The following is a 23,044-nucleotide window of genomic DNA, read 5'->3' as shown; positions in this document are numbered from 1 at the left end:
TCGGAGAGGCGGATCCCGGAGGCGGCTGCCCACGGTTGAGCGGGACAGCCGCCGCCCTTCAAGTCGACCGTAGGCGTCGCAGTTTGAGCCTCACCCTTGCCACACTCATCCGGGACAGGGCAGCCCGCTCCGGGCGCTGCCCGTCCTCGGCTCCATGGGAGGCAAGTACGCCTTGACAATCCAGAACTGTCAAGGCGTACTTGCCTCATGCCGCTTTCGGACCTGGACGACCTCATCGCAGAAGTCGACCGGCGATGCGACACCGCGCACCGCCCCGACGGGAATGAACAGCCCGACTGGCTCGCGCTGCTCTCGGCCGCCGCCGGAGTCGCAGCCGAACTCCAGACCCTGGCCGACGACCTGGTCGAGGACTACGTCGAGCACTGCCGGATGCACGGCGCCTCGTGGACGGAGATCGGCGCGGCCCTGGGGGTGACCCGGCAGGCCGTCCAACAGCGCTTCCACGCCCCGCACAAGCGCTACGGCCCCGAGACGATGACCGACGGACTCCGCCGGGCGATGGTCCACGTCAAGGAGGCAGCGGTGCATCACCGCAACAACTACATCGGCACCGAGCACCTGCTCCGGGGGCTGACAGCAGAGGACAACAGCGCCACCGCACTCCTGCGGGCCGCGGGTGTCCCACCGGAGGCCGTCCACCGGTCCGTCGGAACCCGGCTGAGCATGGGAGCCTCCCGGGCAGCCGAACGCATCGCCTGGACCCCCTACTCCCGCAAGGCCATCGCCCTCGCCGAAGAGCGCTCCGCGCAACGCTGCTCGGCCCGCATCGACTGCGAGGACCTGCTGGTCGGGCTGGCACAGATCGGCCGGGGAGTGGCTGCCGCCGTCCTGGCCGACGCCGGCTTCGACGTGGCGGCCCTCGACGCCCCGGCTGCGGACGCCCGAGCAGCAGCGCGGGAATGACCTCCGTCGTCCGGACGTGAGCGGGACGTACAGCCGAGTTCCGCCGTGCTCGCGTCCGGGCGCCGGGGGTCGGTCAGTCGGCCGGGGTGCAGTCGGCCGGGGCGCCGAACCAGCGCGGCAGGCGGTCGAGCAGCTCCGCCTGGTCCTCGCCGGCCCAGGCCACATGTCCGTCCGGCCGCAGCAGGACGGCGGGTGCGTCCAGCTCCTCGGCGACGTCCACCACATGGTCGACCCGGTCGGCCCAGCCCTCGACCGAGAGCCGACCGGTCTGGTCGAGCAGCAGCCCGCGGCCGGCGTGCAGCAGCGAGTAGAGCCGCCCCCGCTTCAGCTCCACGTCCCGCAGCCGCCGGCCGAGGAGCGGGTGACCGTCCTCGCCGAAGTCGTACCGGATCCCGATGGCGGTGAGCTTCTCGTTCAGGTACCGGTGCACCTCTTCGAAGTCCATCAGTTCCGAGACCAGTCGGCGCACCGCCAGCGGCCCCGGTTCGGTCGAGAGCAGCTCCATCTGCGCACGGGTGTTGACCAGTACCTCGGCGGCCACCGGGTGCCGTTCCGCGTGGTAGCTGTCCAGCAGCCCCTCCGGCGCCCAGCCGTTGACCTCGGCCGCCAGCTTCCAGCCGAGGTTGAACGCGTCCTGGACGCCGAGATTGAGTCCCTGCCCACCGGTCGGCGGGTGGATGTGCGCCGCGTCGCCCGCCAGCAGGACCCGGCCGGTCCGGTAGTGCTCGGCCTGCCGCGTGGCGTCACCGAAGCGGGAGAGCCAGCGCGGCGAGTGCACACCGAGGTCGGTCCCCGCATGCACCCGGAGCTGCTGCTGGAACTCCTCGAAGGACGGCGGGACCGTGCGGTCCTCGGCCACTCCGGCGGCGGGCACGATGAGGCGGTACACCCCGTCGGCGAGAGGCATGGCACCGAACCGGCGCTGAGTTTTCCGGACCTCCGCCATCACGCTGTTCAGCGTCTCCGCCGGTACGCCCACCTCCATCTCGCCCAGCAGCGTGTCGACCCTGCTGGGCTCGCCTGGGAAGCCCACGCCGAGCAGCTTGCGCACCGTGCTGCGGCCGCCGTCGCAGCCGACAAGACAGCGCGAGCGCAGCCGGGTGCCGTCGGCCAGCTCCGCCGTCACCCCCTGTGCGTCCTGGCTCAGTCCGACCACCTCGCAGCCGCGCCGGAGCTCGGCGCCGAGCCCCACCGCGTGTTCGGTCAGCAGCTGTTCGGTGCGGGGCTGCGGGATACCGAGGACGTACGCGTGCGCGGTGTCCAGACGCACCTGGTGCGGCTTGCTGATGCCGGCGAAGAACCCGTTCACCGGGTACTGCTTGCCCAGTGCGAGAAAGCGCTCCAGCAGGCCGCGCTGGTCCATCATCTCGATACTGCGCACGTGCATGCCGAGCGCGCGGACCACCGTGGTCGGCTCCGCCTCCTTCTCCAATACGACCACCCGCACCCCGTGCAGCCGCAACTCCGCGGCCAGCATCATTCCGGTCGGCCCGCCACCGGCCACGATCACGTCGATCATCGAATCCCCCATCTCCCCGACTGCCTTCCGGCCGGCCGCTCCACTGCGCCCACAGCGCGGCGGGCCCGTCCCGGCACTCCGTACCGAGCGGCCGCCTCGACGACCGTTTTCGTGTTCCGCGTCCGCGCTGTGGCCGCACCGACGGTCCGCCCTTGCGCGTCCGCACGGCGACCAGCTCGCGAATACGCCGCATAGCACGTGAAATACGCGAATCCCTGATTTAGCCAGGTTCTGGTCTCGGACCGTGATTCTGGTGCATCACCGGGGGCTTGTGGCAAGGCCCCCGGTGCGCTATACGTTAAGAGTGGCGGGGAGTGTGCAACGTGCTTCCGAACTGCGGTTCAGAAGTCGTCCGATGCGCCGATAGCCGCCCTGCGGCACCGCCCGCGAAAGGCGGCTTGTCACTCCAGGACCGCGGTGGCCTCGATTTCCACGAGATGTTCGGGGATGTCGAGCGCCGCGACGCCCAGCAGCGTGGCCGGCGGGGTCGAAGCCGCACCTGTTGCCGCGGCACCCCTCGAGACCCCCTCCATGAGCCGGGGCATCTTGTCGGGTGTCCAGTCGACGACGTAGAAGGTCAGCTTCGCCACGTTCTCGAAGGTGCCGCCGACCTCGGCCAGCGCCGTGCCGATGTTCCGGTAGCACTGCTCGACCTGCGCGGCGAGGTCTCCCTCGCCGACGGTGGTCCCCTCGGCGTCCCGGGACACCTGTCCGGCGACGAAGACGAGTCGCGATCCGGAGGCGATCGACACCTGCCGGTAGGCGTCGATCGCGGGCAGTCCGGCGGGGTTCACGAGAGTCACGGGCATGCTGTGCGCCTCCTTGTGTACGGGTGCGGGGCCCGCGCGTTCAGACGTCGTACGGTCTCTTATGGATACTCGAGCACCATAAGAGAGTGCTTTCTGACGTGGAAGAACGCACTTTTCGGTGCCGTGGGCACCAGAAGGTGACCGTGCAGCTCCCCGGTGGATTCGCCTTGGCGGGGCGTCCGCTCGCTCCTGCTGCCCCCTGCTGCCCCCTGCTGCCTTCTGCGGTGCGGGGCGCGGCACGGTTCGGGGCCGACCGCGGACGGCGGACGAGCCGGGCGGGTCGGGCGGACCGGGCGGGTCGGGATCCCGGCCCCGCTCTCCGGTCCCGGGTGCAGCTCCGGTTCCACCCTCGGTCCCGGTCCGGCCCCGGTTCCGATCGAGTCCCTGCCCGGTCCTGGTCAGGTCCCGGGCTTGGCCCCGGCCCGGCCCCGGCTCATGTCCCGGGTCCGGCCTCTGCGGCGGCCTGATCCGCCGCCCGGCGTCCGGAGGGGGCGCCGGGCGGGCTGCGGAACGCCCCGGCCCGCGCGGCGAGCACCGCTGCGCGGGCCGCCTCTGCGGGCAGTTCCGGGTCGGATGGAGCGTGCAGCAGTACCCGGTGGTGGTAGACGGGAGAGGTGGAACTCACCACGAGCTTCCGCGCGTCGACGGGCGGTTCTAGCTCCCCGCGCGCCACTGCGCGGTCCACGACCACGGTGCAGCGCGCGTAGCGCTCGTCCCAGAACCGCCGCAGCGATCGCGCCGCCTCCTCCGAGCGGAAGGAAGCGGCGATCATGGCCAGTGCGAGCGAGGGCTCCTCGGTCAACGCCTCCTGCACCTCGTCGTTCAGCGCTCGCAGGTCGCCCTCCAGGGAGCCGGTGTCGGGCGGGCGCCAGCCGTCGTCGCCCGCCGCGTCGAGCGCGTCGGCCAGCAGGCCGCCCACGTCCCGCCAGCGGCGGTAGACCGTGGCGCGGTGCACGCCCGAGCGGGCCGCGACGGCGTCCACGGTCAGCCCGTCGAAGCCGTACTCGACCAGCAGCGGGCCGACGGCCTCCAGTACCTTCTCGCGCACGCGCGCCGTGCGTCCGCCCGGCCGCCGGGCGCCGGCGCTCCGGGCCGCACCGCTGTCCAGGGGCCCCTCGTCACCTCGGGCGGCTTCCGGGTCACGGTCGGAGTCCCGACTGTCCTCGCTGTCCCGACTGCCCTGGCTGTCCCGGCCCGGGCGGGCCTGCTCCCTGCCGCCGTCCGTGCCGCCCGGCTTTCGTGCGTGCCGGGCCGGCTTCTCCGGCCTGTGTTCCTCTGCTGTCACGTCGCGTTCATCCCGCTTCCCTCGCCTCGCGCTCCGGCTCCGCCGACCCGGGTCCGCGACCGGTGTCGGTCCGGCTTCCGCGGTTTCCCTCTTTTCCGCCTTGCCGTGACCGCGCTCGCCGTGCCAACATCTTAACGCGACATGCGTCGCGGTAAAAGTCCGCCGGTCGCGCCCGAGGAGTCACCCGTCGCGCACGCCGCGACACGGAAGAGGAGTTGTCGATGCTCTACCAGAGCGTTCACCCGGTCCCGCGGTCCCCGTTGGCCGCTTCATTCCTGATCGCCCTGGAGAGCACGGATGGCTACCCGGATCACGGCTTCGGCCGTCACCAAGTCGTACGACGGCCGCACGGTTCTGGACGGAGCGAGCTGCTCCCTCACGGCGGGTGAACGAGCGGGGATCGTCGGGGAGAACGGCTCCGGCAAGTCGACCCTGCTCCGGCTGCTCGCGGGGCACGAGAAGCCGGACGCGGGAGAGGTCGTGCTGCACGCCGAGGGAGGAGTGGGCTACCTCGCTCAGGACGCGCCGCTTCCTTCGGAGCTGACCGTCCAGCAGGTCATCGACGGTGCGCTGGGCGAGCTGCGCGCCATGGAGCGGCGCCTGCGCACGCTGGAGGCGGCGATGGCGGAGGGCGAGAAATCGGCCCTCGCCGAGTACGGAGACCTGCTGACCGCGTTCGAACTGCGGGGCGGTTACGACGCCGAGGCCCGCGTCGAGCGTGCGCTGCACGGTCTCGGACTGGGGCTCCTGCCCCGCAGCCGCATCGTCGGCGGCCTCTCGGGTGGCGAACGGGTGCGGCTCCGGATGGCCGCGCTGCTGGCCGCGGGCCCCGAGGTGCTGCTGCTGGACGAGCCGACCAACCATCTGGACGACGCCGCGCTCCGCTGGCTGGAGGAGCATCTGCGGACCCGCCGCGGCACCACTCTCGCCGTCTCGCACGACCGCACCTTCCTGGAACGGGTCGCGACGACGCTGCTGGAGGTGGACGGCGATCGCCACACGGTGGTCCGCTACGGCAACGGCTATGCGGGTTATCTGGCGGAGCAGGCCGCAGCCCGCCGCCGCTGGGCCGAGGCGTACGAGCGTCGGCGGGCCGAGGTGGAACGGCTCCGGGAGGCCGCCGCCACCACGGCCCGCAGGGTGGCGCCCGGGAGGGCGATGAAGGACGGCAACAAGATGGCCTACGACCGGGCCGCCGGGCGCGTACAGCAGTCCCTGGCCGGGCGGGTCCGCAATGCCGAGGAACGGCTGCGCCGACTGCTGGCGGACCCCGTGCCGCCCCCGCCCGTCCCGCTGCGGTTCGCTCCCGAGCTACGCACCGGGGGTCTGCGCGGTACGGTGCTGACGGCCGAGGGGATCGCGGTCCGGGGCAGGTTGGCGCGGACCGACCTGGCACTCGTGGCGGGCGAGCGACTGCTGGTGACGGGGCCGAACGGCGCGGGGAAGAGCACCCTGCTGAACGCCCTCGCAGGGAAGCCGGTACCGGACACCGGCCGGGTCGCGCACCGGGGCACGATCGGCCACCTGTCCCAGGATCCGGAGATCTCCGGCGGATCGGAGCAGACCCTGCTCGACGCCTACGCGCACGGCCGCCCTGGGCCGCAAGCTGAGCACACCCGGCGGCTGCTGGCGCTGGGCCTGTTCGCCCCGGAGCGGTTGGAGGTGCCCGTCTCCCGGCTCTCCACCGGCCAGCGGCAGCGCCTGGCCCTGGCCCGGCTGGTGACCACGCCGGCCGACATCCTGCTGCTGGACGAGCCGACCAACCACCTGTCCCCCGCGCTGGTCGAGGAGCTGGAGGAGGCCCTGCACGCCTACGAGGGCGCCGTGGTCGTCGTGAGCCACGACCGCAGGCTGCGGCAGCGCTGGCGGGGTGCGCAGCTGGCACTGGAAGAACCGGACGCGGCGCTCTCCGAGGGAGCGGCCGGAGAGAGGAGTTGTTGATGAGTCAGGATCCAGCGAGCACCGCACACGCGCCGCGTTCCGAGTCCGACCACGGTCCGGAGCCGACCCCTTCGGCGCCTCCGGTGGCCGTGACCACCACGGCAGCCTTCGGCCCCGGGACGGGCCCCTATGGCATCGCCGCGGGACCGGACTGGGCACTGTGGGTCACTCTCGTGACGGCGGGCGCCGTGGCCCGCGTCACGCCGGAAGGCCGGGTGACGACCTTTCCGCTGGACGCGGCGGATTCGGGCCCGACGGTGATCACGCCGGGGCCCGACGGAGCCCTGTGGTTCACCCGTACCAGGGACCATCGCATCGGTCGGATCACGGTCGACGGGGAGACCACGTCCTTCGCCCTCCCGACACCGGAGTGCGGCCCGTACGGCATCGCGGCGGCCGGGGACGGCGCACTCTGGTTCACGGAGACCAGCGCCCATCGCATCGGCCGGATCACCACGGAAGGCGAGGTCACCGAGTTTCCCCTGCCGGTCGACGGCTGTTTTCCCTCCGCGCTGGCAGCCGGCCCGGACGGGGCACTGTGGTGCACCTTGAACCAGGCGGACGCGATCGCCCGGATCACGCTCGACGGCAGCGTCACCGTGTACGAGCTGCCCACTGCGGGAGCGGCACCGGTGGGTATCGCCGCCGGAGCGGACGCGCTGTGGTTCGCGGAGATCGGCGCCGGCCAGCTCGGGCGGATCGGCTTGGACGGCCGGGTCGAGGAGTTCCCACTGCCCGACCGGCAGTCGAGGCCTCACGCAGTGGCCGTCGGCCCGGACGGCACCTGCTGGGTCACCGAGTGGGCGGGCAACCGCGTGGCTGCCCGCGCCCCTTCCGGCCACCTCGTGGAGCATCCGCTGCCCACGCCCGGATCCGAACCACACGGCCTGGCCGTCGGCCCGGACGGTGACGTCCATGTTGCGCTGGAGCGGGGAGAGGTGGTGCGGATCAGCACGTTGCTGCCCTGACGGCCCCTGACGGCCCCTGACGGCCCCTGACGGCCCTGACGGCCCTGACGGCCCTGACGGCCCTGACGGCCCTGACGGCCCTGACGGCCCTGACGGCCCTGACGGCCCTGACGGCCCTGAGGAGGTGGAGCGGTCCGGAGGCAGCGTCGGTGCCTGGGGCAGTGGAAATCGGTTGGCGGCGGCGGGGCCGAGCCGTGAGGATGACGGGATGGTGCGCTCGTTCGATGATCTGGTGGCGGAGGCCGCTTCCGTCTCCGTAGAAGGCTGGGACTTCTCCTGGCTGGAGGGCAGGGCGACCGAGGAACGGCCGTCCTGGGGATATCAGCGGCAGATGAGCGCCCGGCTCGCCACCGCCTCCGCCGCGCTCGACATCCAGACCGGCGGCGGTGAGGTGCTCGCGGGGGCGGAGCGGCTGCCGCCGGTGATGGCCGCCACCGAGTCGTGGCCGCCGAACGTGGTCAAGGCGACCGGGCTGCTGCGTCCACGTGGCGTGGTCGTCGTCGCGGATACGGACGAGGCTCCGCTGCCGTTCGCCGACGGCGCGTTCGACCTGGTGGTCAGCCGGCACCCGGTGCGGGCCCGGTGGTCGGAGATCGCCCGGGTGCTGGAGCCGGGCGGCAGCTATCTGGCTCAGCATGTGGGACCGGCGTCGGTGTTCGAACTGGTGGAGTACTTCCTCGGTCCCCAGCCGGAGGCCCGTCGGCTGCGGCGGCCCGAGGACGAGCGGGCTGCGGCCGAGGCGGCCGGGCTGTCGGTGGTGGATTTGCGGTCCGAGCGGCTCCGGATGGAGTTCTTCGACGTCGGAGCGGTGGTCTACTTCCTGCGCAAGGTCGTGTGGATGGTCCATGACTTCAGCGTGGAGCGGTACCGCGACCGGCTGCGGGAGCTGCACGACCGGATAGAGCGCGAGGGGCCGTTCGTCGCCCACTCGGCGCGCTTCCTCATCGAGGCCCGCAAGTCGGCAGACAGGGCCGACGAGTCCGCCTGACCGGGTGGCCGCGGGCCGCCGCCGTCCGGACGCCCTCCGAACGAAGGCGTCCGGCCCGTCCCCGACCGCTGATGCCATGAAGGGAAGGCCCCGCGGCGGGCTCGGACAGGGGCCGGCCGCGCGGCCCACTCCGGCGGGCCGGAGCCGGCCGGGGGTTACTGCTCCCCGAAGAGTTCGAGCAGCTCCTGCTTCTCGAACATCCGGGCGGTCTCCACGGCGGACGGTGTCCCCGCACGCGGATCGGCGCCCGCCTCGACGAGGACTCGCACCACCGCGTCCTCGCCCTTGAAGACCGCTCCGGCGAGCGGGGACTGGCCCCGGTCGTTGGTGCGGTCGGGGTCGGCGCCCTGCGCCACGAGGGCGCGCACGGTCTCGGGGTGACCGTGATAGGCGGCCAGCATCAGGAGGCTGTCGCCCTTGTCGTTGGTCAGGTTCGCCGGGACGCCCGCCCTGACGTAGGCGGCGACGGTGTCGGTGTCGCCGTGCCGGGCCAGGTCGAAGATCCGCTGCGCCAGTTCGAGGACCTCGGGGTCGTGTGCCGGTTCTTCGCTCGCGGGGGTGGGTGCGTCACTCATGGGGCCAGCGTACGGACCGCCGCGGGGGCCGGAGGGTCTGCCGGGGCCGAGCGCTCTCCTCGGACGATCCGCGGGCCTCCCCGAGGGTGCCCCGGCGGCCTCCCGGAGGACGTCCTCGCAGTCGTCCCCGCGGACGGTTCTTCAGACGTGCGCCAGGGGGTCGACGGTGAGCAGGACCTCGCGCAGCGATCCGACGACCCATTCGGCTCCGGCCGCGCGCAGCTCCCGCGCCTTGCGCTCGTTGCGTGCGTAGCCCACGAAGCCGACCCCGGCGGCTCGGGCGGCCGTCGCGTCCTGCGCGGAGTCCCCGATCATCGTCGTGACGGCCGCGTCCGCGCCGGTCGACTCCAGGGCACGCAGCACGCAGTCCGGGTCGGGCTTCAGTCGCAGGCCGGTGCCGTTGCACACCCGTCCGCACAGCCGTTCGCCGAAGGGTTCCAACAGGTTGCGTCCGGCGAGGTAGCGCCGTACGGCCTCGGCGGAGTTGTCGGTGGCGACGGCTATCGTGCGGCCCGTGGCGTGCAGGGTGCGTACGAGGGCGTCCGCGTATCCGGTGGGGAAGGCGACCGCCGCGGCGGCGACCTCTTCGCTCGACAGGGACTGCTCCATCCGCCGTGCGCTCTCCGGCGGCAGCAGTGTGCTGTCGTCGAAGGCGGCGGTCAGCAGCCGCAGCGGGTCGGAGGTCTCGGGCCAGCCCGCGGCCGGGCCGTCGGGGCCGTCGGCGTAGGTCGCGCGCAGTGTGGCGGCCACCGAGGCGGCGGTGTGCCGGGCGAAGAGGTGGCACAACGGGCCGTCGAAGTCGAATATCACGCACTCTGCCGAGCTGATCCGAGCCGAGTTGTTCTGAGGCTGCACTGCGGCCACCATCCTCCGTGTCCCCGTTCGTGGGCCTCGGCCGTCCCGTTGCCGGGGCAGCGCCGTCGGCCGGGCAGGCAGTGATTGTCGCAGGCGTTTCCGTGGGGTGGGCAGCGGCCGGTGGTCGCGGTCAGCGGAGCTGCGGTGCTGCGCACAGGTCGGCGTACGCCAGCTCGATCGCTCCGGGGCTGGGCACGTCGGTCAGCTCCAGCGGTTCGGCGGCGCGGGCGAGGATGTCGTGCACGAGCTTGGCGGTACGGCCGAGCCGGTCGGCCTGCGCCGGGGTGCCGTGGGCGGCGCCGACCGCGACGGCCTGCCGGACCACGTCGGCGAAGACGGACTGGGCGCGTTTGTAGGCGAGATAGCGGGGGAGGTCGTCCGCGAGTCCGGCGTCGGCTCCGGGCAGTACCGCGGTGACGGCCTGCCGCCACTGGTCGATGACCTGGGAGCGCTGCCGGGGCGGATAGTCCATCAGGTAGAGGTGTGTCGCCAGGTCGTAGAGCGGGTCACCGAACGCGGCCAGCTCCCAGTCGATGGTCCACAGCGCGTCGGCCGGGTCGACGATGAAGTTGGCCCGGTGCAGGTCACCGTGGAGCAGGCAGGGTGGCCGGTCGGTCAGCTGTGCGGCTTCGGCGGCCGGCCGGGAGTGCGGTCCCAGCACGTCCGGCGGGATGCCGAGGCGGGCGAAGAGCGGGCCGAACTGCGGCAGGCGGGCGCGGTGTGCGTGTTCCCGGGTGAAGGCGAGGAGTTCGCGGAGGAAGTGCGCACTGCTTCCGCCCGGGCCGGGCCCCTCGTCCGCGGCGGGCCCGGGCGGGGCGGCGCCGCGCTCCGGCGCCCGGCCGGGGGTGTCGCGGAGCAGGCGGGCGTGCAGGTCACCGGGGCGCAGCCGGCTCAGGGAGACGAACCGCTCGATGATCTGCCGCAGGTGGCCGGGGGCGACGGGGTGGCCGCGCGGGGTGAGGGACGCGAGGGTCCGGCCCTCGATGAACCCGTGGAAGACCGTGCCCGACCGGCGGACCCGGTGGACGGGGGGTACGCGGGGCACGCCGAGTCGGGCCAGGTCGAGCAGTACCTCGTCCTCCGAGGCGAAGTACCGCCGGTCGAACCACAGGGCGTCCTCGCGCGGTTCGCCGATCTTCACTCGGCCCAGCCTCGTCAGCTCGCCCTGGGGCCGCACCACGTACCACTCGCGGTGGTATCCCGCCAGCGGGCCGTCCACGGCACCGATCGCTTCGGCCTGCTGGAGGGCGGGAGAGGTCATCGGGAGCTGTCCTCGGGGCGGTGGGCGCGGCCACGGAGATCACCGGGGTGCCGGAACTGTACCGGGCGCTGCCGGACCGGTTCTCGCGGCGTCCTCGCCGGTCACCCGAAGGGGGTGGCGATGGTGTCCCACAGGGAGTCGAAGAACTGCTGGGACTCCGTCACGAAGCTGGCTTCCTGTTCGTCCCGCGCCTCCGGGCCCCGCACCGAGCGGAAGAGCTTGGCGGTGAGGCCGAGGACGTCGTAGAGGGCGAGTTGCTCGCCGCGGTAGGCGGCTTCCTCGTTCTTGACGACCTGGTAGTAGCCGATGAGCGCCTCGTCGCCGTTGAGCAGGTAGAGCTTGTGGGTGGGGGTGAGCGGTACGGCGCGGACCGTCAGCGTCACCGTGGTGCCGAACGGGGCGAGGGAGTGCAGGGAGTTGCTTAGCGCGTCGACGTAGGTGGTCTGCATCCGGTGCAGCCGTTCGCGGGGTTTGGGGTCTTCCGGATCGTCGATGAGCCGCGGGAGGGCCAGTCTGGCCTGCAGGCTGGGTACGAGGACGCGGGCGGTGACCGAGTGGGGGGTGAGCTGGTGGTCCATGACCTGGCGGACGGGCCAGGCCAGCGCGTTGTTGAGGGTTTCGGTGGTGAGGGAGAAGGCGTCGATGGTGATGTGCTCGGTCTGGAACGCCTCGTGCAGCCGGTCGGCCAGCTCCACTCCCGCACTGCGCGGGGCCTCCGCGTGGTGGGTGGGCTCGGCGACGGTCGGGGAGGCGCCACGGCCCACGTTCTCCAGGAACCCTTCCTGGGCGAGGGCCGCCAGGGCTTCGCGGACGGCACTGCGGCCCACGGAGAACTCGGCTTCCAGCTCCCGTTGGGTGGGCAGGCGGGTGCCGGCCTGGAGTCTTCCGGTCCGGATCTGCTCGCGGAGGGTGTCAGCGACCACATCGCGCGGGCGGCGGCCGCTTGCGGACGTCGGCTTCCTGGTCACGCGACGACCATACAACTTCGCCTCACGGGCCGTTAGTTGTCCAGAAGATGTTTCCAGATGGTGGACAACTGGGAAGGTACTGGGTGAGTTGGTCGCCAACTTTCAGATCTGGCAGACAACCTCGCCGGTTCTGCCTCCAGGTCGGCCCCGAGCCATCCGCCCGCCCGACGCCGTGCGGGCCCCGGTACTCCCAGCACTGCCGTTCCTCTCACGCCCGAGAAGGAGGGACCGCCATGCCGTTCTTCGCGCTCGCCGTAGCCATCGCCGTCGTCGCCTTCGAACAGTTGGTCCAAGTGCGTTACGGGGTCCTCGGCCTCGTGGGCTTCCTGCTGTTGAGCATCGGCCTCAAAGCCCGGCACACCGGATGCAGCACCGCCGGGGCCCTCGTACTCGCCACGCTGCTGCTGCATCCCTGAACTCCGGACGACCGGCGGGGGGTCGTCCGGACCGCGCGCACAGCGCCGCGCGGCGACCGCCGTCATGCCGCCTTCCCCACCCATCAACCCACGCCACGGGGAAGGCGGCTTGACGACGGCACCCCGGCCCCCGGGCCCAAGTGGGAAACCGCCAGGCGGCCGCCATCCGGAACCGGTCGCCGCCCGGAACCGGCCGCCTAGAACATGTCCTGGCACCACGGCCGCCGCGCCGTGCGGAACAGCGCCTCGGCCCGCTCCGCCGCCCCCTCGCGGTGCTCGGCCAGCCGTCCCAGCGCCGCCAACCGCACGGCCGACTCGTCGCCCAGGAAGAGGCTGCCCAGCTCGCGGACGTCCAGCGACACCTCCGGCTCCTCCCGGGTGGCCGCGCACCGGGCCCCGCCCCGTGGTCCGCCGGTCTCCAGCGCGAAGCGCCCGTTCGCGTAGCCGTCCTGGTCACGCACCTCCAGCACCAGCGCGTCCGCGGCCGCGTAGTCGCGGGCCGCCAGCATCCGCGGCACGTCCAGTGGCCGCAGCCACAGCCAGTCGGCGTGGGTGACGGTGCGCGCGGCGCGCGGGTCCGGCAGCAGCATCGGCAGGATGTCGTCCGGGGCGCGGCAGCCGGTCCGCACCCGCAGCACCCAGTCGACGGCCAGGACGAACCGCCACAGCGCCGTTTCCCCGGCGGTCGTGGTGGCGAACAGGTCGCGCACGGTGAGGGTCTGTTCGGGCTGCTTGGCCTGCCACACATCGTCGGAGGTGTAGGACACCCCGCCTTGCGGCTGCCCGTCCGCGTCGCGGTAGACGGCGTGGAACGCGGGGGTGAATCCGTCGTCCGGGAAGCGCAGAGCGCCGGTCGCCGTGCGCCACCACTTCGCGCGGCGGTCGATGGCGCCCTGCCGGTGCCGGCCGGTGCGGAACCGCTCGTGGACGGCGGGCATCAGGGCCCGGAACTCCGCGGCGTCCACCAGGTCCACCCGGCCGCCGTCCCCGAGGTCGGCCGGTCCGGCGTAGCGCCGGTCCAGGCCCGTGCGGGCGACGAGGACCTCCCAGTCGGTGGTCCAGGCCGCGGGGCCGAAGCCGTACCGCCCGTAGATCGGGTACTCGGCCGCGACCAGGGTCGCGCACACCTCGCCCCGCTCCTTGGCCGCATCCAGCGCGTTCGCAGTCATCCTGCTGAGCAGTCCGCGCCGCCGGTGCGTGGGCGAGACGGTGACGCTGGAGACCGCGCACGCGGGCAGCAGCGCGCCGCCCGGAACGGTCAGCGACTGCGGCAGCGTGCGGAAGGTGCCCACGCAGCGCTCGCCGTCGTAAGCGCCCTGGATCCGGTCGAGGTCGGTGTCCAGCGCGCGGGCCGCCACCTCCTGCTCGCCGACGGTGCCGGGGCCGCGGAAGAAGCCGGTGGAGACGGCGCGCAGCCACTCCGGATACGCGTCGGGACCGGCCAGGGCGCGGATGTCGAGGGGGGTCGGCATGGGCTCACGCTAGGCCGTGCCCACCCGGCCCGCACCTGGATTTCACCCCGGTGCGCCGCCTCGCCCCGCGGCCTCGTCCTGGGCGTCCCGCGGGCTCAGAACGCCGCGCGGACCTCGCCGACCCGGACGCCGCCGCCCAGGATCGGCACGGTCGCGAGCCGGTCCAGCACCGCGGAGCTGACTCCCATCCGGGTGGCGAGGGCTCGCGCCACCACCGGCCCCAGGGCGCGCTCCGCGCCGTCCTCCACCTTGAGCGCGAGGGCGCTCCCGTCCGGCAGCGCGATCCCCTGTACGGCCTCGGCACCCATCTTGCTGACCGCCCCGGGCAGTTCCCGCATCAGCCAGGTGTCGTGCCGCCGGGTGCCGCCCACATGGGCGGGGTGGGCGCGCATCGCCTCGACGACCCGGCCCTCGGGGCTCTGCGCGGAGGCCAGCGCCAGGGCGCGGTATCCGCGCGCCAGCCCGGTCAGCGAGACGGCCATCAGCGGCGCACCGCAGCCGTCCACGCCGGTGTGCGCCACCGGGTCGCCGGTGGCCTCCTCCAGCGTCTCGCGGACCAGCTTCTGCAGCGGGTGGTCGGGGTCCAGGTAGCTGTCGAGCGGCCAGCCGTTGGCCCGGCAGGCGGCGAGCATGGCCGTGTGCTTGCCCGAGCAGTCCATGGCCAGCGGGGTGCGGGTGCTGCCGGCCGCCAGGAACGCCTCGGCCTCCTCCGCGTCCAGCGGGAGGGAGGCGGGGCACTTCAGGTCCGCGGTGGTCAGCCCGTGCTCGGCCAGCATCGTACGGACCAGGTCGAGGTGGAAGCCCTCGGCCGAGTGGCTCGCCGCGGCCAGCGCCAGCCGCTCGCCGGACAGCTCCAGCCCCGAGCGCAGCACCGCGGCCGCCTGGAACGGCTTGTTCGCGGAGCGGGGGAAGACCGGCGCCTCCGGGTCGCCCAGCGCGAAGGTGACGCTCCCGTCGGCCGCCAGGACCACCAGCGAGCCCCGGTGCCGCCCCTCGGTGAAGCCGGACCTGACGACCTCGGCGAGCACGGGGAGTATCTCGGGCATCTCGGGACCTTCCGGTGGTGCACGCCGTTCGGCGGCGTGCGGAGCAGACGGATATGTGGCCCTTCACCGTAACCGGATGCACGGTGCCGCAGAACAGACACCCCTGGCCCCTCCCGCTCCGATCCCGTCCCGGCTCCCGCCCCGCGCTACGGCAACAGGTCGTCCACCTGTGCTTCGCCTTCCCGGTAGCGTCGGGCGATCTCGGTGCTGCACTCGTCGGCCGTCTGCTGCAGCGACTGGCGGCGTTCGGAGACCTGTTGCTCGTAGCGGATCAGCCGTGCCGTCGCGTCGTGCAGCTCGCCGTCGGTGCGGGCCTTGAGGTCGCTCAGCTCCACCTCGGCCAGCATCTCCTCGGCCAGTGCCCGGTACTCCTCGCTGCGGGGTGCGGCGAGAGTCACATGCCGGGCGGAGGAGCGGTGGCTGGACGGACCGTCCGCGAGGATCTGCGGCAGCAGGTCCAGCAGTGGTGAGCCGGCGGAGCTGCGGCGGGCCAGTTCGGCGCCGAGGATGTCGATACGCCCCTGCAGCAGTCTGCGCACATAGCTCAGGTCCGCCTCGTCCTGCTGTGCCGACCGCCGCAGGATCCGCAGTTCCCGCAAGGAGAGCGCGGTCAGATCCGGCCGCTCCGGCTCGCGCAGCGCCTCCAGGGCCCCGGACCGCCGCGGTGTCCTGGGCGGGCCCGCTCCGGTTGTGCTCATGGGCTTGTGTCCCCTCATCCCCATCGCGCGGTACCGGTGAACGCACCGCGTGTGCGCATCGTGCCACTCCGTGTCCCCTGTTCGCACCGATCTTCCCCGGCGGCTTGCGGCCGCGTGCCCGGGCCGGACGGCGGCACGGCATCATGGCGGCATGCGAGCAGTGGTGCAGCGGGTGGACGGTGCGAGCGTCGCCGTGGACGGCGCGACGGTCGGGGAGATAGCGGGTGAGGGCCTGTGCGTGCTGGTCGGAGTCACGCACGAGGACACCTCGGAGAAGGCGGCCCGGCTCGCGCGGAAGCTGTGGACCGTGCGGATTCTGCACGAGGAGAAGTCGTGTTCGGACACCGGGGCGCCGCTGCTGGTGATCAGCCAGTTCACTCTCCACGGTGACGCGCGGAAGGGGAGGCGGCCGACGTGGAACGCGGCGGCGCCCGGGGATGTCGCCGAACCCCTGGTCGACGAGGTGGTCGAGCGGCTGCGGGCGTTGGGCGCCACCGTCGTCACGGGTGTCTTCGGGGCCGACATGAAGGTCTCGCTGACCAACGACGGCCCCTTCACCCTGCTCCTGGAGGTGTGAGCGGCGGGGGCCGGCCCGGCCGGGTCTGCTGCCCGGCCGGGAGCTGCCTGTCGGCGGCCTACGGGGCGACGACGACTTCCTGCGCGGCGGCGGTGGCGTCGGGGCCGACGATGAGCTCGGCGTCGGGTGCGACATTGCGCTTGACGAGGGCGAGCGCGATCGGCCCGAGTTCGTGGTGGCGTGCCGAGGTGGTGACGAACCCGATCTGCCGCCCCTCCAGGCCTCCGGCGGCGAGCCGGACCGGGTCGCCGTGCGCGGGCAGCCGCACCTCGCTGCCGTCCAGGTGCAGGAAGACCAGGCGCCGCGGCGGCTTCCCCAGGTTGTGGACGCGGGCGACGGTCTCCTGCCCCCGGTAGCAGCCCTTCTCCAGATGCACCGCCGAGCCGATCCAGCCCACCTCGTGCGGGATGGTGCGGTGGTCGGTCTCCATGCCGAGGCGGGGCCGCCGGGCCTCGACCCGCAGCGCCTCGTGGGCCAGCACCCCGATGGCCGGCCCGTGCGTGGCGGCGAAGCCGGTCAGTTCGCCGCGGGGCAGGAACAGGTCCCGCCCGTGCGGCGTCTCCCGCACGGCCAGGGCGCTGTCGGGCACGTCGGCGATGGACCCCGCGGGCAGGTGGACGACGGCCACCTCGGAGGTGCGGTCGGCGATCTCGACGCGGTAGAAGAACCGCATGCTCTCCAGATAGTTCAGCAGTTCGTCCTGTTTGCCCGGTTCGGTGTGCATCCACACCGTCGTCCCGTCGTCGACCAGCTCCAGCGCCTGCTCGATGTGGCCGTTGGCGGAGAGGATCAGCGCTTCGGTCGCCCGGCCGGCCGGTAGCTGTTCGACGTGCTGGGTGAGCAGCAGGTGCAGCCAGGAGAGCCGGTCCTCGCCGGAGACGGTGACCACGCCGCGGTGCGAGAGGTCCACGAACCCGGCGCCGTCGGCGAGGGCGCGCTGCTCCTTGAACAGGTCGCCGTAGTGGGCGGCGACTCCCTCGTCGGGGGCTTCGGCCGCGACCCCGCCGGGCAGGTTCAGCAGCGGGCTGGGGAGGGGGGCTGCGGCGCTGCCGCGTGAACTGCTGGAGGACATACGCCCAGCCTACGACGGGCAGCGGCGGGTGCTCAGGTGTTGCCCGCGCCGTCGGCCGGGGTGGTGTCGGCGCTCTCGCCGCACTTCGCGCACCGCCCGAAGATCGCGAAGTGTTTCATGTCCGTCTCGAAGCCGAACCGCTCCCGCAGGACGGTGGTGAAGGGCTCGGCGACGGACAGATCGGCTTCGATCACCTCGGTGCAGTCCCGGCAGACCAGGTGCATGTGGTGATGCCGGTCGGCGAGGTGGTAGGTGGGCGCACCGTGGCCGAGGTGGGCGTGGGAGACCAGGCCCAGCTCCTCCAGGAGCTCCAGTGTGCGGTAGACCGTGGAGATATTGACGCTGCCGGCCGTGCGGCGGACTTCGGCGAGGATGTCGTCCGGCGTGGAGTGCTCCAGCTTGTCCACTGCCTCCAGCACGAGCTGGCGCTGCGGAGTGAGCCGGTATCCGCGCGCCCTGAGGTCGCTCTGCCAGTCGGTGGTAGCCACGTGGTCCAGTGTAGAAGCGGAACGGGCCCGGGTGCCCCCGTGGCACCCGGACCCGTGTCATCGCAAGGAGGAAGGGGTCAGCTCTGGCCGGCCTTCTTGCGCTTGGCCATGAAGACCGCGGCGCCGCCGATCACGACGAGGGCGCCCGCACCGCCGACGAGCAGCGGAGTGTTGGAGCTGCTGCCGGTCTCGGCGAGGTCGCCCTCGCCGCCGTTGCCCTTGTCGGAGCCGCCCGCGGGTGCCGGGGTGTTGGCGTCCGAGGCGTCGTCGCTGGGCTTCGAGGGCTGGGCGGTGGGCTTCTCGGTCGGCTTGTCCGAGGGCTTCTCGGTGGGCTTCTCGGTCGGCTTCTCGGTGGGCTTGTCCGTGGGCTTGTCGGTCGGCTCGGGCTTGGTGGCGTCCACGCTGTAGGAGCGCGTGAGGCGGTTGTTGCTGGTGTCCGGGTCGGGCTTGTCACCCTTGATCTCGGCGCGCAGCGTCTGCTTCTTGCCGGAGAGGGTGGCGGGCAGGTCCATGTTCTCCAGCGCGTCGCCGTCCGCGGCCAGGTTGGCCACGATGACGACCTTCTTGGCGCTCCAGGACTTCACGGTGCCCTTGTCCACCTTCGGCTTGCCGGTGAAGGTGACGTTCTTGACGGCGGTCACCGTGACGGTGGCCTTGGTGGCTTCGGGGCCGTGGTTGCCGAAGTTGCCGCCGATGCCGTCGCCCATCACCTTGCCGGAGTTCTTGTCGTAGAGAATCCCGGACGTCAGGCCGACGTTCAGCTCGGCGCCGCTGTCGTACGCGAAGGCGCTCGCCGCGGTGGCCAGTTGAGTGGTGGCCAGGCCGCCGAGCAGCGCGACGGTGGCGGCGGCGGAGGTTATGCGAGAACGATTCACAGAAGAGCCTTTTCCCCGTTGGGCGGTCGAGCGCCGGGGCAAGAGGGCACGAGAGCGCGCCGCAGGGGCCCCACCGGCGCTCGTGCCGGTGAATGGATTAACGCCATTCTTATCACTCGAGGGCACGCATTAGATTGCCTACCGGGAGTGATTTCGGCGACTCGTGCAGTAGGGGTATCACTGTGACCAGTGGATTCGCTTCGACCGAGCCGCCGGGGGCGGGTTCCCGAACCGCCGCGCTGAAACGCGCTATTCCACAGCTTTCACAATCGTGACATCTTCGAGACGCGCGCCGGGGCGGGCCGCCACTGCCGCCGAACGCGGCGGCGACAACCCGGTGAACGGGCGGGAACGGCCTCGAGGCGCGGGCGGAGAGGCGCCGCGCGAGAGGGCGGGGCCGGTCCCGAACGGCGACCGGGGACGCTCTCAACGGGAGTGCGCGTCCCCGGCGGAAGGTCCGGAGTGGGCGTGGTCCGCGGAAGCGGAGAGCCCGGTATCTCAGCGGAAGAAGGCGATGCCGTCGTCGGGGAGGTCCACGACGTCCTTGGCCCACTCCTTGGGGTCCACGACCTTCTTCAGGTGCGCGGACATGTAGGGCCGCAGCGGCACCTCGGGGGTGGCCTTCTCGCCCACCCACATCAGATCGCTGTTGACGTAGCCGTACAGCCGCTTGCCGCCGCTGTACTCGCCGGCGGCCGCCGTGCGGGCCACCGCGTCGGTCGCCAGATCGATCTGCGGCTTCTTCTCGGCCAGTTCGCCGTACCAGACCTCGGCGATGCCCTGGTCGCGGATCATGACGACCTCGACCTTGCGGTCCGCGTCGATGCGCCAGTAGCCCGTCTCGGTCTCCAGCGGGCGGACCTTCCGGCCCTCCGCGTCGAGCTCCCAGGAGTGCGAGACGTACTCCAGGAAGTCACGGCCGTCGTGGGTGAAGGTGACTTCCTGCCCGAAGTTGCACTTCTGCTCCTCCTCGCCCTCTTGGGCGTCGAGGGCGGCCACACCGGCACCGGTCCAGTTGCCGAGCAGGAAGGCGAGGGGCACGAGGTCCGGGTGGAGGTCGGACGGAATCTCGATCATGGAACTGGTCGATCCCTAAGAGTGGCGGGCGTGCGAGCGGTCAGCGCTGGCCCTGGTAGAGCTTCTTGAAGGTCAGCCCGGCGAAGGCCACGGTGCCGACGCAGACCAGGACCATCAGGGCGGTGAAGAATGCCTCAAGCACGGGTGGCTCTCCTTGCGCGGTGTTCGGTGACCCTCCGAGTCTAATCGCCGCGGCGGGGGCGGACCTCCCGAGGGGCTGCTGCCCGGCGGATGAGGGCGCACTCGGCGGACGACGAGGGGCGCGCGCTCGGTGGATGTGGGGCCGTTCAGTAGACGAGGGCCTGGACGTCCTCGGCCATGATCTCGCTCACGAAGAGCTGGGCGCCCGCGATGCGGACGCCTTCGAGGACGTCCTTCTCCTCGATGTCACGGCGGGCCGCGCACTGGGTGCACAGCGTGATCCGGCCGCTCGCCTGGATCGCGGCCATGAGGTCGGGCAGTGGTGCCGCGTGCGGCAGCTCGAACTCCGCCGCGCGGCCCGGGAGCGCGAACCAGGCGGATTCGCCGGTCAGCCAGAGGCTGACCTCGGTACCGCTCGCCGCCGCGACGGAGGCGACGGTGAACGCCTGCGAGCACCGCTCGGGCGCGTCAGCGCCCGCGGTGACCTTGATGACGAGCTTCCGGTGTGCCATACGGCCAGCATATGGGGGCTCCGCCCGGTCCCGGCGCCGTGCCGGTCCAGGAGTCCAGGAGGACGGCACGCTGCTGCCGGGCCGGGCGAAGCCCCCGCGCGGCTCAGACCGCGATGGTGACTTCGGCCAGGCCGCCGTCCTGGGCGACCACCGTGCGGTCCGCGGTGCCGCCGGGCACCAGTGCGCGAAGCGTCCAGGTGCCTTCCGCGGCGTAGAAGCGGAACTGGCCGGTGGCGGAGGTGGGGACCTCCGCGGTGAACTCGCCGGTGGCGTCCAGCAGCCGCACGTACCCGGTGACGGGCTCGCCGCCGCGGGTCACGCTGCCCTGGATCGTCGTCTCGCCCGGCTTGATGGTGGCGGCGTCGGGCCCGCCTGCCTGTGCTCCGCACATGGGGGTGTTCCGTCCTTTCGGGGGGTCGGGTCAGTTGGAGCCGAGCTCGACGGGCACGCCGACGAGCGAGCCGTACTCGGTCCAGGAGCCGTCGTAGTTCTTGACGTTCTGCTGGCCCAGCAGCTCGTGCAGGACGAACCAGGTGTGCGCGGAGCGCTCACCGATGCGGCAGTAGGCGATGGTGTCCTTGCCCAGGTCGACGCCTTCGGCCTCGTAGAGCTCCTTGAGCTGCTCGTCGGACTTGAAGGTGCCGTCGTCGTTGGCCGACTTCGACCAGGGGATGTTGCGGGCGCTGGGCACGTGGCCGGGGCGCTGGGACTGCTCCTGCGGCAGGTGCGCGGGGGCGAGCAGCTTGCCGCTGAACTCGTCGGGGGAGCGCACGTCCACCAGGTTCTTGGTGCCGATCGCCTCGACGACCTCGTCGCGGAAGGCGCGGATGGCGGTGTCCTGCGGCTGGGCCTTGTAGTCGGTGGCCGGACGCTCGGGCACCTCGGCGACCAGGTCGCGGGAGTCCAGCTCCCACTTCTTGCGGCCGCCGTCGAGGAGCTTGACGTCCTGGTGGCCGTAGAGCTTGAAGTACCAGTAGGCGTAGGAGGCGAACCAGTTGTTGTTGCCGCCGTAGAGCACGACGGTGTCGTCGTTCGCGATGCCCTTGGCGGACAGGAGCTTCTCGAAGCCCTCCTGGTCCACGAAGTCGCGGCGCACCGGGTCCTGGAGGTCCTGCTTCCAGTCGATCCGGACCGCGTTCCTGATGTGGTTCTTGTCGTAGGCCGAGGTGTCCTCGTCGACCTCGACGAGCACCACCTTCGGGTCGTCGATGTGGGCCTCTGCCCAGTCGGCGTCGACCAGAACGTCGCTGCGGCTCATGCTGTCTCTCCTCGTGAGGTGGGTGGGTGCGGCGGAGGGTGCGAACAGGTGCGCGTACGCGGCGGCTCGCGGTCACGGGTCGGGCGCACGGCGGAGTGCTGTCGTGCGCGACGGTGCGCGGTGGGACGTACGCGGGACTGCGCTGGGGCACGTGTGCGGGTAGGCGGCGAGGCGCCGAGCGGGCAGGGCGCCTCGGTCCCGGCGGGACGTGCGGACGGTCAGCGGGTCAGCGGGAGCCGCGACAGAGCATGGCGGCGATGCGGCACAGGTCCACTGCCCGGCGCTTCGTGAGGTCCGCCTGTCGCTTCATGCGCTCGATCGTAAGGACGTCGACGGGGCTGTGTCACCGCCGATCCGCATCCTGAGATATTTTCGTCCGTATGGCGGGATGAGGGGCCCGACGGCCGAGGCCGGGAGAGCGCCCCGCGCGGGTGGGCGCGGGGCGCGCGCCCCCACCCGTCTCGGATGGCGGGATTGATGATCTCGCCCGGCACGGCAGCCGGGTGCCGAGGCGGTCCGATGCGGGCGAGGGGTGCGGTCCGGGCCGGGGTGCCCGGGTCAGCCGGCCAGCCGGACGTCGGTGCCCGCCATGGAGACGTCCACGCCGCTCTTGGTCGCCTCGACCTTCTCCAGCCGGAGGCCGTCGGGGAGGCGGTCGATCCTGCGGTCGAAGTCGATCTTCTTGCGGATCGCGTCCTCGACGCCGGGCACCTTGGAGCCGGGCACCTCGTCGGCGTGCAGCCGCACCGTGTCGCCGCCGGTCACGCTGACGGTGCTGTAGACGCTGCGCTCGATGCTGCGGCCCACCACCGGGAGGACGAGGCCGGCGGTGACCTTCACCTGGTCCTTGCCGGAGGTGCTCTTGCCGCCGTAGCTGACGCGTACCCCGTCGTCCGCCGCCTTGGACAGGTCCGCGTAGGACAGGTGCACGGTGCCGGTGGCCCGGTCGGCGACCGCCGTGCCGAAGTTGTTCGACAGCTTCACGTCGAGGGCTTCCATGGTGATCCTGCTCAGCCGCACCCGGCGGTCGTTCGCCGTGGCGGTGACGCCCTCGACGTCGACCTTCACCTTGTCCAGTTGCTTGCCGGCGACCTGGGTCAGAAACGGGAAGCCCTCGATGGAGACGGAGGGATCGCCGGACGACGCGGAGGCGAGCTGACCCTTCAGCTTCTCGGCCACCTTGTCCTCGGCGAGGTTCACCGCGACGCGGTCGGCCGCCACGAAGAGCCCGGCGAGTATCACCAGGATCACCAGTCCTGTGCGGAGTGCGCGCATGGTGTCCGTATCCCCCCATGAGTCGGCGTGCTGGCTGCGAGCGT

Annotated in this window: 24 protein-coding genes; 6 read left to right on the top strand and 18 right to left on the bottom strand. The window is 72.2% G+C overall.

The features are described 5' to 3' along the window. Positions 1–207: 207 nt before the first annotated feature. The gene (locus tag P2424_RS14220; RefSeq protein ID WP_276476120.1) at positions 208–924 is read left to right on the top strand and encodes a Clp protease N-terminal domain-containing protein; all 717 of its coding nucleotides are present in this window, start codon (positions 208–210) and stop codon (positions 922–924) included. Between the two features lie 73 nt (positions 925–997). On the opposite strand, the gene rox is transcribed toward P2424_RS14220, so the two are convergent. From rox to P2424_RS14205, 3 genes are all read right to left on the bottom strand, one after another. Next, on the bottom strand, positions 998–2,443 hold the full coding sequence (gene rox / locus P2424_RS14215; protein ID WP_276478968.1) for a rifampin monooxygenase: 1,446 nt from the start codon (positions 2,441–2,443) through the stop codon (positions 998–1,000). A gap of 401 nt (positions 2,444–2,844) precedes the next feature. Next, on the bottom strand, positions 2,845–3,252 hold the full coding sequence (locus P2424_RS14210) for a RidA family protein (RefSeq protein WP_276476119.1): 408 nt from the start codon (positions 3,250–3,252) through the stop codon (positions 2,845–2,847). A 433-nt stretch (positions 3,253–3,685) separates the two neighbouring features. Beyond that, positions 3,686–4,360 carry a TetR/AcrR family transcriptional regulator gene (locus P2424_RS14205; protein WP_276478967.1) on the bottom strand — a complete coding sequence of 225 codons (675 nt, stop codon included), beginning with the start codon at positions 4,358–4,360 and terminating at the stop codon, positions 3,686–3,688. Between the two features lie 474 nt (positions 4,361–4,834). Here P2424_RS14205 and abc-f point away from each other — a divergent pair, with 474 nt between their 5' ends. The 3 genes from abc-f (at position 4,835) to P2424_RS14190 (ending at position 8,434) form a co-directional block, all read left to right on the top strand. Next, a complete protein-coding gene (gene abc-f / locus P2424_RS14200) occupies positions 4,835–6,478 on the top strand; it encodes a ribosomal protection-like ABC-F family protein (protein WP_276476118.1) in 1,644 nt (547 codons plus the stop codon). Then, positions 6,478–7,446 carry a virginiamycin B lyase gene (locus P2424_RS14195; RefSeq protein WP_276476117.1) on the top strand — a complete coding sequence of 323 codons (969 nt, stop codon included), beginning with the start codon at positions 6,478–6,480 and terminating at the stop codon, positions 7,444–7,446. Before abc-f ends, P2424_RS14195 begins: the two co-directional genes overlap by 1 nt. 208 nt (positions 7,447–7,654) lie before the next feature. Next, a complete protein-coding gene (locus tag P2424_RS14190) occupies positions 7,655–8,434 on the top strand; it encodes a class I SAM-dependent methyltransferase (RefSeq protein ID WP_276476116.1) in 780 nt (259 codons plus the stop codon). Between the two features lie 155 nt (positions 8,435–8,589). Here the strand turns inward: P2424_RS14190 and P2424_RS14185 are convergent, their stop codons facing one another. The 4 genes from P2424_RS14185 to P2424_RS14170 form a co-directional block, all read right to left on the bottom strand. Then, positions 8,590–9,009, bottom strand: coding sequence for an ankyrin repeat domain-containing protein (locus tag P2424_RS14185; RefSeq protein ID WP_276476115.1), 420 nt, complete (start codon positions 9,007–9,009; stop codon positions 8,590–8,592). Positions 9,010–9,150: 141 nt separating this feature from the next. Then, the gene (locus P2424_RS14180; protein ID WP_276476114.1) at positions 9,151–9,819 is read right to left on the bottom strand and encodes an HAD hydrolase-like protein; all 669 of its coding nucleotides are present in this window, start codon (positions 9,817–9,819) and stop codon (positions 9,151–9,153) included. 175 nt (positions 9,820–9,994) lie between these two features. Continuing rightward, a complete protein-coding gene (locus P2424_RS14175) occupies positions 9,995–11,125 on the bottom strand; it encodes a phosphotransferase (protein ID WP_276476113.1) in 1,131 nt (376 codons plus the stop codon). 101 nt (positions 11,126–11,226) lie between these two features. After that, a complete protein-coding gene (locus P2424_RS14170; protein ID WP_276476112.1) occupies positions 11,227–12,093 on the bottom strand; it encodes a GntR family transcriptional regulator in 867 nt (288 codons plus the stop codon). 233 nt (positions 12,094–12,326) lie between these two features. Between P2424_RS14170 and P2424_RS14165 the strand changes: the two genes are divergently transcribed. Further along, complete coding sequence (locus P2424_RS14165; RefSeq protein WP_019354313.1) at positions 12,327–12,509, top strand: hypothetical protein; 183 nt, start codon at positions 12,327–12,329, stop codon at positions 12,507–12,509. A gap of 197 nt (positions 12,510–12,706) precedes the next feature. Here the strand turns inward: P2424_RS14165 and P2424_RS14160 are convergent, their stop codons facing one another. From P2424_RS14160 to P2424_RS14150, 3 genes are all read right to left on the bottom strand, one after another. After that, complete coding sequence (locus P2424_RS14160; protein WP_276476111.1) at positions 12,707–13,981, bottom strand: GNAT family N-acetyltransferase; 1,275 nt, start codon at positions 13,979–13,981, stop codon at positions 12,707–12,709. 95 nt (positions 13,982–14,076) lie between these two features. After that, complete coding sequence (locus tag P2424_RS14155; protein WP_276476110.1) at positions 14,077–15,027, bottom strand: asparaginase; 951 nt, start codon at positions 15,025–15,027, stop codon at positions 14,077–14,079. Between the two features lie 146 nt (positions 15,028–15,173). Then, on the bottom strand, positions 15,174–15,725 hold the full coding sequence (locus P2424_RS14150; RefSeq protein WP_276476109.1) for an ABC transporter substrate-binding protein: 552 nt from the start codon (positions 15,723–15,725) through the stop codon (positions 15,174–15,176). 151 nt (positions 15,726–15,876) lie between these two features. Between P2424_RS14150 and dtd the strand changes: the two genes are divergently transcribed. Continuing rightward, positions 15,877–16,302 carry a D-aminoacyl-tRNA deacylase gene (gene dtd / locus P2424_RS14145; protein ID WP_276476108.1) on the top strand — a complete coding sequence of 142 codons (426 nt, stop codon included), beginning with the start codon at positions 15,877–15,879 and terminating at the stop codon, positions 16,300–16,302. A gap of 58 nt (positions 16,303–16,360) precedes the next feature. On the opposite strand, the gene P2424_RS14140 is transcribed toward dtd, so the two are convergent. The 8 genes from P2424_RS14140 to P2424_RS14105 all read right to left on the bottom strand — a co-directional run bounded on the left by P2424_RS14140 (position 16,361) and on the right by P2424_RS14105 (position 23,000). Then, positions 16,361–17,374 carry a glycine cleavage T C-terminal barrel domain-containing protein gene (locus P2424_RS14140; protein WP_276476107.1) on the bottom strand — a complete coding sequence of 338 codons (1,014 nt, stop codon included), beginning with the start codon at positions 17,372–17,374 and terminating at the stop codon, positions 16,361–16,363. A 32-nt stretch (positions 17,375–17,406) separates the two neighbouring features. Next, positions 17,407–17,862, bottom strand: coding sequence for a transcriptional repressor (locus P2424_RS14135; RefSeq protein ID WP_276476106.1), 456 nt, complete (start codon positions 17,860–17,862; stop codon positions 17,407–17,409). A 77-nt stretch (positions 17,863–17,939) separates the two neighbouring features. Next, positions 17,940–18,737 carry an LAETG motif-containing sortase-dependent surface protein gene (locus P2424_RS14130; protein ID WP_276476105.1) on the bottom strand — a complete coding sequence of 266 codons (798 nt, stop codon included), beginning with the start codon at positions 18,735–18,737 and terminating at the stop codon, positions 17,940–17,942. A gap of 498 nt (positions 18,738–19,235) precedes the next feature. Next, complete coding sequence (locus P2424_RS14125) at positions 19,236–19,814, bottom strand: FABP family protein (protein ID WP_276476104.1); 579 nt, start codon at positions 19,812–19,814, stop codon at positions 19,236–19,238. Positions 19,815–20,101: 287 nt separating this feature from the next. Next, positions 20,102–20,467, bottom strand: a complete 366-nt coding sequence (locus tag P2424_RS14120) for a DsrE family protein (RefSeq protein ID WP_019355238.1) — start codon at positions 20,465–20,467, stop codon at positions 20,102–20,104. Positions 20,468–20,570: 103 nt separating this feature from the next. Next, the gene (locus tag P2424_RS14115; RefSeq protein WP_075003218.1) at positions 20,571–20,858 is read right to left on the bottom strand and encodes a DUF1416 domain-containing protein; all 288 of its coding nucleotides are present in this window, start codon (positions 20,856–20,858) and stop codon (positions 20,571–20,573) included. A gap of 30 nt (positions 20,859–20,888) precedes the next feature. Then, entirely contained in the window at positions 20,889–21,725 is an 837-nt protein-coding gene (locus P2424_RS14110; protein ID WP_276476103.1) for a sulfurtransferase, read from the bottom strand. 558 nt (positions 21,726–22,283) lie between these two features. Further along, the gene (locus P2424_RS14105) at positions 22,284–23,000 is read right to left on the bottom strand and encodes a DUF2993 domain-containing protein (RefSeq protein ID WP_276476102.1); all 717 of its coding nucleotides are present in this window, start codon (positions 22,998–23,000) and stop codon (positions 22,284–22,286) included. Positions 23,001–23,044 lie beyond the last annotated feature (44 nt).

Source organism: Streptomyces sp. WMMB303 (assembly GCF_029351045.1).
Lineage (GTDB): Bacteria > Actinomycetota > Actinomycetes > Streptomycetales > Streptomycetaceae > Streptomyces.
Note: the sequence above shows the minus strand (reverse complement) of the source record. Positions and strands in the feature narration are given on the sequence as shown.